The sequence below is a fragment of the Exiguobacterium abrahamii genome, assembly GCF_015645365.1.
GTDB classification, from domain to species: domain Bacteria; phylum Bacillota; class Bacilli; order Exiguobacteriales; family Exiguobacteriaceae; genus Exiguobacterium_A; species Exiguobacterium_A abrahamii.
Map to the genome: position 1 here is coordinate 44,166 of NZ_JADOYC010000007.1, position 10,193 is coordinate 54,358.

Genomic DNA, 10,193 nt, shown 5'->3' on the forward strand with positions numbered 1-10,193 from the left:
AAGGGGTATAATTGATGGCGAAACAAGATGTAATCGAAGTGGAAGGTACGGTTATCGAGCCGCTTCCAAACGCGATGTTTAAGGTGGAGTTAGAAAACGGCCACACGGTCCTCGCGCACGTCTCAGGAAAAATTCGGATGCACTTCATTCGGATCTTGCCAGGAGATAAAGTAACGGTTGAGTTGTCACCATACGACTTGACTCGCGGACGGATCACATACCGTTTCAAATAAAAACTCCGATTTTTTCAGGAGGAGGTATTCACAATGAAAGTAAGACCTTCGGTTAAACCGATCTGTGAAAAATGTAAAGTTATCCGCCGTAAAGGCAAAGTAATGGTTATTTGCGAAAACCCTAAGCATAAACAAAAACAAGGGTAATTAAACAAGGAGGTGCACACATGGCACGTATTGCTGGTGTAGATATTCCACGTGAGAAACGCATCGTCATCTCACTCACTTACATCTATGGTGTTGGTAAAACGACTGCTCAAAAAGTCTTGAAAGAAACTGGTATCTCTGAAGATACTCGTACTCGCGACTTGACTGAGGAACAATTGAACCAACTTCGTGATGGTTTAGACAAAATCAAAGTTGAGGGTGACCTTCGTCGTGAAATCTCACTCAACATCAAACGTTTGATCGAAATCGGTTGCTACCGTGGTGTTCGTCACCGTCGTGGTCTTCCAGTTCGTGGTCAAAACACTAAAAACAACTCGCGTACTCGTAAAGGCCCACGCCGTACAGTAGCGAACAAGAAGAAGTAAGGGAGGGTAAACTAAGATGGCAAAACGCAAACAGAACGTTCGTAGTAAACGTAAAGTCAAAAAGAATATTGAATCTGGTATCGTGCATATCCGTTCAACATTCAACAACACGATCGTTACGATCACTGATATGCAAGGGAATGCAATCTCTTGGGCAACTGCAGGTAACATGGGCTTCAAAGGCTCACGTAAATCGACTCCTTTCGCTGCACAAATGGCATCTGAAACAGCTGCTAAAACAGCAATGGATAACGGTATGCGTACTGTAGAAGTTAACGTTAAAGGTCCTGGTGCAGGTCGTGAAGCAGCTATCCGTGCTCTTCAAGCAATCGGTCTCGAAGTCACTGCAATCCGTGACGTTACTCCAGTACCACACAACGGTTGCCGCCCTCCAAAACGTCGTCGCGTGTAACCCGTCTTGTACTGCAGAGCGGGGATTCGAGTAGACTTTTGTTGATCGTTTGACCAAGCAAGGCAGTAGAAACGTACACAAGGCGGTTGGCGATTGAACGCGATGGCCAACATGACGATATTCAAGGAGGGGTTCAGATGATCGAAATCGAAAAACCGAAGATTGAAACGATCGAGTTAAGCGAGAACGCTACGTTTGGTAAATTCGTAGTTGAGCCGCTTGAGCGTGGATTCGGTACAACGCTTGGTAACTCATTGCGTCGTATCCTATTGTCTTCACTTCCGGGTGCTGCAGTCACTGCAGTCCAAATCGATGGCGTTCTTCATGAGTTCTCGACGATTGATGGCGTTGTAGAAGACGTTACCCAAATCATCTTGAACCTTAAGAAACTCGCCCTCAAAGTGTACTCGGAAGAAGAGAAAACGCTTGAGATCGATATTCAAGGCGCTGGTGTTGTCACTGCTGCGAACATTACGCATGACAGCGACGTCGAAATCCTCAACCCAGAACTTCACATCGCAACGCTTGCAGAAGGTGCATCACTTCATATGCGTCTGACAGCACGCCGTGGTCGTGGGTATGTTCAGGCTGAAGATAACAAACGGGACGATATGCCAATCGGTGTAATCCCAATCGACTCGATTTACACGCCAATTCAACGTGTAAATTATCAAGTTGAAAAAACACGTGTCGGTCAAGATGCGAGCTTCGATAAGTTGACGCTAGATGTTTGGACGGACGGTTCAATCCGCCCTGAAGAAGCAGTGTCACTCGGTGCGAAAATCATGACAGAACACTTAAACATCTTTGTTGGTCTTACGGACGAAGCGCTCCATGCTGAAATCATGGTCGAAAAGGAAGAAGATCAAAAAGAAAAAGTACTCGAAATGACGATCGAAGAACTCGATCTCTCAGTTCGTTCGTACAACTGTTTGAAACGCGCTGGTATCAACACGGTTCAAGAACTCGCGAACAAGAGCGAAGACGAGATGATGAAAGTCCGTAACCTCGGACGTAAATCACTCGAGGAAGTTCAAGCGAAACTCGACGAACTCGGACTAGGCTTGCGCAAAGAAGACTAATACTATTAATTGCACGAAGGAGGGAATCCATCCATGGCATACTCGAAATTAGGCCGTACAAGCTCACAACGTAAGGCACTTTTGCGTGACCTTGCGACTGATCTCATCATCAATGAGCGTATCCAAACTACAGAACAAAAAGCGAAGGAACTTCGTCCAGTCGTAGAGAAACTCATCACTTTAGGTAAACGCGGTGATCTCCACGCTCGTCGTCAAGTTGCATCGTTCGTTCGCCGTGAAGCTGCTGGTCAAAACGCAGAGGGCAAAGCACAAGACGCGATCCAAAAATTATTCGCTGATGTGGCTCCACGTTTTGCTGAGCGTCAAGGTGGTTACACACGCATCATGAAAATGGGACCACGTCGTGGTGACGGCGCAGAAATGGTCATCATCGAACTCGTTTAATCCTCATTAAATGATTCGCCATAAAAGGGCAGTGCGTATCCCGCTTCTGCCCTTTTGCTACAAAATGAAAGTATTGATTTGATGAAGGAGGAGAGATCATGGACAAGCTGATTGAACTGGAACAGGTCACCTATCGGTATCCGGAACAGGAGCAAGCAGCCCTACACGAGGTCTCTCTGACGATTCGTTCAGGTGAATGGGTCGCCATCGTTGGTCACAACGGCTCTGGAAAATCAACGCTGACGAAATTGTTTAATGGATTGTTGTTACCGGAGACAGGGACCGTTACGGTTGCTGAGCGCTTTTCAAGTGCGAATCCGGAGCAACTGTGGGAGATGCGTCGAGCGATCGGCATCGTCTTTCAAAATCCAGATAATCAATTCGTTGGCACGACCGTGCGCGACGACGTGGCATTTGCTCTAGAAAACTGGGGTGTGCCACGCGAGGAAATGGTTCGTCGTATCGACGACAGTCTAGCGCGCGTTGGCCTTACGGATTTTGTTGATCGGGAACCCCATCAACTATCCGGCGGACAGAAGCAGCGTGTCGCAATCGCTTCGGCGCTTGCGATGCGCCCTGATGTTCTCGTGCTCGATGAAGCCACATCGATGCTTGATCCATTAGCACGACAAGAGGTCATGTCGACCGTTCAAGAACTCCATGCGACCCACCCAATGGCGGTCATCGCGATTACACACGAATTAGACGAAGTATTACGGGCTAGTCGTGTCATCGTCATGGATGCCGGGAAAATCGTATTAGAAGGATCCCCTCAGGAAGTCTTTCGTCATGCATCGTTCTTAGAAGACATCGGACTCGATGTTCCATTCGTTGTTCGGGTACAAGAACGTTTACGGGCGCAAGGTCTCTCACTCGAGGAGACGATACTAGATGAAAGAGAATTGGTGAACCGTTTATGCCAATCTTAATCCAGGAATTAAATTATACGTATCAACTCAATAGTCCGTTCGAACGAGTCGCGCTACGTGATGTGAATCTTGAGATTCCGTCAGGGGCGCTTGTTGCGTTTGTAGGGCACACCGGATCCGGGAAATCGACGCTCGTGCAGCACATTAATGGGTTGCTCAAGCCGACAGCGGGGAAGGTACAAGTCGATGACATCATTGTCGAACCGAAGAAAAAACAGGACCTCAAGCCATTAAGACGTCGCGTCGGGCTTGTTTTTCAATATCCGGAATATCAATTGTTCGAAGAGACGGTCTTAAAGGATGTCATGTTCGGTCCGATGAACTTCGGTCATGACGCCGCGACCGCTGAGCAATTAGCGAAAGAGGCATTACGGACTGTCGGACTCGATGAAGTCTTTTGGAGTCGTTCGCCGTTTGACCTGTCTGGTGGGCAAATGAGGCGTGTTGCAATTGCCGGCGTACTCGCTAGTCAACCAGACGTGTTGATCGTCGATGAGCCGACGGCAGGGCTCGATCCGCAAGGGCGCAAGCATATGCTGAGTCTGTTTGCCCGGCTCCATACAGAGACCGGTATGACGTTGCTCCTGATCACGCACGACATGGATCAGGTGCTTGAGTATGCTGAGCGTGTCATCGTCATGGAAGACGCCCAGGTGGCGTTTGACGGACTACCGCTTGACCTATTTAAAGAAGAGACATTGCTCGAGCAATTCCATCTCGATCTTCCGCACGTCTTATCGCTTGCTTGGCAAGTCGCTGATCGGCGTGGACTGCAACGACCGGAGATCCGGACGGAGACCGAATTGATCGAGTGGTTGATGACGAAAGGGGTGAGCGAATGATCGTCGGACAACATATTCCCGGTCAGTCGTACTTGCACCGGTCGTCGGCACTCGCGAAGATCATCTTTGCCTTCTGCTTCATTCCGCTCGTCTTTCTCGCGAACAATGCAACAACGAACATCTTTTTACTCATCTTTACGTTCTTAGCACTCATGAGTAGTCGGTTACCGCTTCGTTATGTTCTAAAGGGACTGCGACCGATTCTTTTCCTGATTGTCTTTACGTTCGTCATCCAGTTGTTCTTCACCCGCGAAGGGGCTGTCCTCTTTGAGTTCGGCTGGCTTCGGATCTATGAAGAAGGACTGCGACTCGCGATCATCGTCTCATTACGTTTCTTCTATCTCGTCTCGATCACGACACTCGTCACGCTGACGACCTCACCGATCGAACTGACGGATGCGATTGAATTGTTGTTGAAGCCGTTCAAGGTCGTTCGTGTCCCGACGCATGAGATTGCGCTCATGTTATCGATTTCGCTTCGGTTCTTACCAACCTTAGCGGAGGAGACGGAGAAAATCATGAAGGCACAGCAAGCACGTGGTGTTGATTTATCGGCAGGACCAATCAAGGAACGTTTACGGGCGATCATTCCGTTATTGATTCCGTTGTTCATCTCCGCCTTTAAGCGGGCAGAGGATCTTGCGACAGCGATGGAAGCGCGGGGATACCGTGGAGGAGAGGGACGGACACGTCTACGGGAATCCAAGTGGACGATGCGGGATACAGGTCTGATGATCCTACTCGTCCTCCTGACGATCAGTTTAGTAGGATTGCGAGGGATCGGTTAATGCGTCGTTTAAAATGTACGATTCAGTATGACGGAACCGGCTACGCCGGGTATCAGGTGCAACCAAACGGATTGACGATTCAAGAAGTGATTGAGACGACACTTGCGCGGATGCACAAACATCCCGTCAAGATCATCGGGTCGGGACGGACGGATGCGAGGGTGCATGCCTACGGGCAAGTCATTCATTTTGATACGGAACTAGCGATTCCACCGGAGAACGTCGTCAAGGCACTGAATACGCTCTTACCAGCGGATATTCGTGTCCGGAGCTGCGAGGAGGTCGAACCGACCTTTGAAGCGCGTTACGATGTCGTAGGGAAGGAATACCGCTATTTCGTCCGCCGTGAAGAAAATGCGTTTCGTCGGAATCTATCGGTTCATATTCCGTATCCGCTCGATCTCGAGCGAATTCGTCAAGGGATGGCACATCTCGTCGGAACGCACGACTTCAGTTCATTCTGTGTTGCGAAGACGGAAACGGATAACCGGGTCCGGACGATTTACGAGGCAGAGTTGATGACAGTCGGTGACGAACTCGTCTTTCGGTTCCAGGGCAGTGGGTTTCTCTATAATCAAATCCGGATCATGGTCGGGACGTTACTTGACGTCGGACGCGGTCGTTTTGCACCAGAGGACATCAAAAAAATGTTGCTGGCAAAGGACCGAAACGTCGCAGGCGTGACGGCGCCTCCTCATGGACTCTATCTATGGGAAGTTTTCTATCCGGAGTGAAAAAAGGCAATTGACATTGGCTATTAAAAAACATACAATGTTTATTGGCATTTCATTTATTATGAAACCACAATCTTAGCCCCGTACACCTAAGATTATGATAGATTCACCTAGTGAATAAATGAAAAATCAAAAACAGAACTTTTAATTCCTTAGGAGGTATTTTACATGCGCACAACTTTCATGGCGAAAGCTACTGATGTAGAACGCAAATGGCTCCTTATCGACGCTGAAGGTAAAACACTCGGTCGCCTTGCGAGCGAAGTTTCATCACTTCTCCGTGGTAAGCACAAGCCTACGTTCACACCACACGTTGACTGTGGGGATAACGTTATCCTCATCAACGTTGAGAAAATCGTTTTAACTGGTAACAAACTCGACAAAAAAGTCTACTACCGTCACTCTGGTCATCCAGGCGGCTTAAAGCAGACTGTTGCACGCGATATGCTTGCTAACAAACCTGAGCGCATGCTTGAACTCGCGATCAAAGGAATGCTTCCAAAAGGTAGCCTCGGTCGTCAAATGTTCAACAAACTCCACGTCTACGCTGGAGCTGCACACAAGCACGAAGCACAACAACCAGAAGTTTACGAACTTCGCGGTTAATACGAATTTAGGAGGAACTACACGATGGCAGATGTACGTTACTACGGCACTGGTCGCCGGAAACACGCGGCAGCGCGCGTTTTCCTCGTTGCTGGAGACGGTAAAGTCACAGTTAACGGTCGCGATATCAGCGAATACTTCGGTTATGAGACATTGATCATGACTGCAAAAGAACCACTCGTAATCACAGAAACAGAAGGCAAGTACGATGTAATCGTAACGGTCAAAGGCGGCGGCTTCACTGGTCAAGCAGGCGCTATCCGTCACGGTATCTCACGTGCTCTTCTTCAAGCGGATCCAGAATTCCGCGGCGCACTCAAAGCGAAAGGCTTCTTGACTCGTGATGCTCGTATGAAAGAGCGTAAAAAATACGGTCTTAAAGCAGCTCGTCGTGCACCACAATTCTCGAAACGTTAATTCTTTTCGAATTCCTCTCACCCTTGTGGTGGGAGGTTTTTTTGTGCACTAAAAAACCGCTCTCCTGACGAAGTGTCAGAACAGCGATTCAAGTCAAGTCGATTTAGTGGGGCGTAATCGGTGCAATACCGTCAGAAGAAGATAGAAGATGACGATCGTCAGCGGGATGCTCCAAACAAAGAGAGATTGTATGAATTGGGTAGGTGTATGTGCCGTCGTTTGACCGACATGTCCCGTAAAAGAGGTTTCTTCACTTAAGACGGTTGCATTGTTCGGTAACTCCGTCTTGGTAGCGACAGTCGGTTGCAGCGTCAGATACAGGACGAAGCTAAGATGTAAAAGACAGGTGACGCTAAGTGTCCAAATGATGCGTTTTTTCATAGGATGCTCCTTTTGATATGAGTTAAAATCATTCTACATTCCATAAGTATAGCGGATTTTGTTTTCGGGAACAGGAGACAAAGGGGGGAGCGTAGATGGCATTATCGATCAGCTGGTTACTTGAGCGAGCGAATCGGAAGTTGAATGCTTCGGGACTGTCACGAGAAGTCGCTAAACGAACGCAAGAGGTCATTCGGGAGATGCATGCACAAGGGATTTATGTCGGTGTCGCCCAAGGGTACCGATCGATCGCAGAACAGAATCGGTTGTACGCACAGGGACGGACACTACCGGGACCAATCGTAACGAATGCACGCGGGGGACAATCGAATCATAACCGCGGCATTGCCGTCGACCTCTTTCAATATTCAAAAGACGGTACACAAGCGCTGTTTCGAAACGACCAAAGCTTTCAAAAGATTGTTGCTGCGATGAAACGACGTGGCTTTTCTTGGGGTGGGGACTGGACGAGCTTTAAGGATTATCCACACTTTGAACTACTAGGAGTGTCTGAAGAAACGCCGAATCGCTCTCGTGCGATCGTTCCGTATCCAGGTCGTCCGTTGTATCAAGGGGCTGCTAATATGAATCCACGGGATATCGAACGAATCCAGCGTGCAGTCAAAGCAACCGTGACTCGGCGCTTTGATGCAGAGACGGCTCAGAAGGTGCGTGCCTATCAAACACGCCAAGGACTTGACGTTGATGGTGTAGTGGGTCCTCGTACATGGAACCGAATGTTCTAAAACGAGCGAATGATCGAGTAAAATGATGAAAACTGACACTGGACATGGAAAAGTCATCCTTTCCGGTGTCGAAATGTGCAAGCGCTCTCTTATTTTTGTTATACTAATAAGGATTAAATCGAACGTTTTCAGGGGGAAGGCACTATGTTGAATGAACAAGAAATTCGCGAGGTAGTCGGAACGCTCGTCGATCCGACGATTGACCGCCCGCTTGCAGATACGAACGGCATTCGTGACGTCCGGATTAAAGGTGATTATGTCAGTCTGAAAATCGCTTTAGCACAATCCGGTTCTGGGGAGCAACTCGTGCTCCAACAGCAAATCGTCAAGGAACTGAAAGAAAAAGGATTCAAGACGGTGGGACTCCGTTTTGAGGCACTCGGTGATCACGGGATCCAAGCAGCGACGACACCGTCGATCCTTAAACCAGAATCCGGTACGACGTTCATCGCGATCGCCTCCGGTAAAGGGGGCGTCGGGAAATCGACGGTTTCCGTTAACTTAGCAGTCGCCCTCGCACGAGCAGGGAAGAAGGTCGGTTTGATTGATGCCGATATCTACGGCTTTAGTGTTCCAGACATGATGGGAATCGAAACACGTCCGACTGTCGTGAACGACCGAATCGTTCCACCAGAACGCTTTGGCGTCAAGGTCATCTCAATGGGCTTCTTCGTCGAAGATAATGCACCAGTCATCTGGCGGGGACCAATGCTCGGGAAGATGCTCAACAACTTCTTCGCAGACGTCGAATGGGGCGATCTCGATTACTTGTTGCTTGACCTTCCACCGGGGACAGGAGATGTCGCGCTCGACATTCATTCGATGCTCCCGAGCTGTCAGGAAGTCATCGTCACGACACCTCACGCAACAGCCGCTTTCGTTGCAGCACGAGCAGGGGCAATGGCGATCAAAACGAACCATCGTCTCCTCGGTATCGTCGAGAACATGGCGTACTTTGAAAGCAAAGTGACAGGCGAAAAAGAATATGTCTTCGGTAGTGGTGGCGGAGAGAGGTTGTCAGAAGCGTTAAAAACCGATATTCTAGCTAAGATTCCACTTGGACAACCATATGCGAATGATGCGGACTTCGCCCCATCGATCTATCGCGATGAACATCCATTTGAGACGTACTATAATGAACTCGCCACGCGTGTCATCGAAAAAGTAGAGGGATAAGAATGAAGATTAAAGGATTTTTGAAGCTGTTTTGGATGACGCTCCTAATCGGAACGCTCGCCGGCTTCGTGTTTAACTTGGTAGCGGAACCTGGATATATCCGAAATCAATCGATTAGCGGATATGTGACGGCTCTCTCCTACAGTAGTACGTGGACAGCCATCAGTTTGATGGGATTCTTCTCGTACTTGATCTTACACCGCGTCGGACTCGATTTATTCCGCGGCGCAAAGCTTTGGAACCGTGTCCAGGTCGTCTTGATCGCATTTGCACTATTTGATGGTGTTTATCTACGCGGATTAGCATACGGCTTTGATAAGACGAGCCTTTATATTGGTGAGATGGTCGTCTTGCTGTTAATAGCGTTCTTAGTCGCGCGGACGAAAGCACGGGAAACGAACTTTACAGCGTTCATTCCGACATTGTTCCTCATGACAGTCATCACGTTGATCGAATGGGTACCTGCTTTGCAGGCAACACAAGATAAGCGGATGTTATGGGCGGCGCTTGCGACACTTTTAATCTGTAATGCGTATCAGATTCTAATGCTGCATCGCTTGCAAGAAAAGCCTGCTTCTCAAGGACAATCTCAAAAACAGGCGTAACGAAAAAGACCCGCGAACGGGTAGTGTTTTACCGGTTCAAGCGGGTCTATCTTTTTTCTAAAGTTTTTTTAGAAAAACAGTTGACGAAAAAAACAAGAGTTGATATATTAATACATGTCGCTGAGGCACACGCCAAACGCGAGCGTCACAGACGAAAAAAACTTCAAAAAAGTAATTGACATCACATATTACTTTACTGTAAGATTTAAAAGTCGTCAAATGACATATTGGACTTTGAAAACTGAACGATGAGGCAAAAATCGTATTCTACGGAATACAAAAACGAATGAAGCGCAAGCTTCGT

Annotated in this window: 16 protein-coding genes; 15 read left to right on the forward strand and 1 reads right to left on the reverse strand. The window is 48.2% G+C overall.

Annotated elements, in window-relative coordinates; all coding sequences use genetic code 11:
* Positions 1–14: 14 nt before the first annotated feature.
* The 12 genes from infA (at position 15) to rpsI (ending at position 6,981) form a co-directional block, all read left to right on the forward strand.
* A complete protein-coding gene (infA, locus tag ITJ88_RS14870; protein WP_012369032.1) occupies positions 15–233 on the forward strand; it encodes a translation initiation factor IF-1 in 219 nt (72 codons plus the stop codon).
* A gap of 33 nt (positions 234–266) precedes the next feature.
* Positions 267–380: a 50S ribosomal protein L36 gene (gene rpmJ, locus ITJ88_RS14875; protein WP_003156543.1), complete on the forward strand. Its 114-nt coding sequence runs from the start codon at positions 267–269 to the stop codon at positions 378–380.
* A 20-nt stretch (positions 381–400) separates the two neighbouring features.
* Positions 401–766, forward strand: a complete 366-nt coding sequence (gene rpsM / locus ITJ88_RS14880) for a 30S ribosomal protein S13 (protein ID WP_023466646.1) — start codon at positions 401–403, stop codon at positions 764–766.
* A gap of 16 nt (positions 767–782) precedes the next feature.
* On the forward strand, positions 783–1,178 hold the full coding sequence (gene rpsK / locus ITJ88_RS14885; RefSeq protein ID WP_023466647.1) for a 30S ribosomal protein S11: 396 nt from the start codon (positions 783–785) through the stop codon (positions 1,176–1,178).
* A 137-nt stretch (positions 1,179–1,315) separates the two neighbouring features.
* Positions 1,316–2,260, forward strand: coding sequence for a DNA-directed RNA polymerase subunit alpha (locus ITJ88_RS14890; protein ID WP_023466648.1), 945 nt, complete (start codon positions 1,316–1,318; stop codon positions 2,258–2,260).
* A gap of 33 nt (positions 2,261–2,293) precedes the next feature.
* Positions 2,294–2,665 carry a 50S ribosomal protein L17 gene (rplQ, locus tag ITJ88_RS14895; RefSeq protein ID WP_023466649.1) on the forward strand — a complete coding sequence of 124 codons (372 nt, stop codon included), beginning with the start codon at positions 2,294–2,296 and terminating at the stop codon, positions 2,663–2,665.
* Between the two features lie 98 nt (positions 2,666–2,763).
* The gene (locus ITJ88_RS14900; protein WP_029343095.1) at positions 2,764–3,594 is read left to right on the forward strand and encodes an energy-coupling factor ABC transporter ATP-binding protein; all 831 of its coding nucleotides are present in this window, start codon (positions 2,764–2,766) and stop codon (positions 3,592–3,594) included.
* Positions 3,582–4,436, forward strand: a complete 855-nt coding sequence (locus ITJ88_RS14905; RefSeq protein ID WP_195866124.1) for an energy-coupling factor transporter ATPase — start codon at positions 3,582–3,584, stop codon at positions 4,434–4,436. Before ITJ88_RS14900 ends, ITJ88_RS14905 begins: the two co-directional genes overlap by 13 nt.
* Positions 4,433–5,224 (forward strand): energy-coupling factor transporter transmembrane component T family protein, encoded by a 792-nt coding sequence (locus ITJ88_RS14910; protein ID WP_195866125.1) that lies wholly within the window; start codon positions 4,433–4,435, stop codon positions 5,222–5,224. Before ITJ88_RS14905 ends, ITJ88_RS14910 begins: the two co-directional genes overlap by 4 nt.
* The gene (gene truA, locus ITJ88_RS14915) at positions 5,224–5,958 is read left to right on the forward strand and encodes a tRNA pseudouridine(38-40) synthase TruA (protein WP_035399345.1); all 735 of its coding nucleotides are present in this window, start codon (positions 5,224–5,226) and stop codon (positions 5,956–5,958) included. Before ITJ88_RS14910 ends, truA begins: the two co-directional genes overlap by 1 nt.
* Positions 5,959–6,126: 168 nt before the next feature.
* Positions 6,127–6,564, forward strand: a complete 438-nt coding sequence (gene rplM, locus ITJ88_RS14920; RefSeq protein WP_023466654.1) for a 50S ribosomal protein L13 — start codon at positions 6,127–6,129, stop codon at positions 6,562–6,564.
* Positions 6,565–6,588: 24 nt separating this feature from the next.
* Positions 6,589–6,981, forward strand: a complete 393-nt coding sequence (rpsI, locus tag ITJ88_RS14925) for a 30S ribosomal protein S9 (protein ID WP_023466655.1) — start codon at positions 6,589–6,591, stop codon at positions 6,979–6,981.
* Between the two features lie 93 nt (positions 6,982–7,074).
* Here rpsI and ITJ88_RS14930 read toward each other — a convergent pair whose 3' ends face one another.
* The gene (locus ITJ88_RS14930; RefSeq protein ID WP_195866126.1) at positions 7,075–7,362 is read right to left on the reverse strand and encodes a hypothetical protein; all 288 of its coding nucleotides are present in this window, start codon (positions 7,360–7,362) and stop codon (positions 7,075–7,077) included.
* Between the two features lie 95 nt (positions 7,363–7,457).
* Here ITJ88_RS14930 and ITJ88_RS14935 point away from each other — a divergent pair, with 95 nt between their 5' ends.
* The 3 genes from ITJ88_RS14935 to ITJ88_RS14945 all read left to right on the forward strand — a co-directional run bounded on the left by ITJ88_RS14935 (position 7,458) and on the right by ITJ88_RS14945 (position 9,889).
* Complete coding sequence (locus ITJ88_RS14935) at positions 7,458–8,108, forward strand: M15 family metallopeptidase (RefSeq protein ID WP_195866127.1); 651 nt, start codon at positions 7,458–7,460, stop codon at positions 8,106–8,108.
* A 144-nt stretch (positions 8,109–8,252) separates the two neighbouring features.
* On the forward strand, positions 8,253–9,284 hold the full coding sequence (locus ITJ88_RS14940; protein ID WP_023466657.1) for an Mrp/NBP35 family ATP-binding protein: 1,032 nt from the start codon (positions 8,253–8,255) through the stop codon (positions 9,282–9,284).
* A 2-nt stretch (positions 9,285–9,286) separates the two neighbouring features.
* Positions 9,287–9,889 carry a KinB-signaling pathway activation protein gene (locus ITJ88_RS14945; protein ID WP_058266102.1) on the forward strand — a complete coding sequence of 201 codons (603 nt, stop codon included), beginning with the start codon at positions 9,287–9,289 and terminating at the stop codon, positions 9,887–9,889.
* The last annotated feature ends 304 nt before the right edge of the window (positions 9,890–10,193 follow it).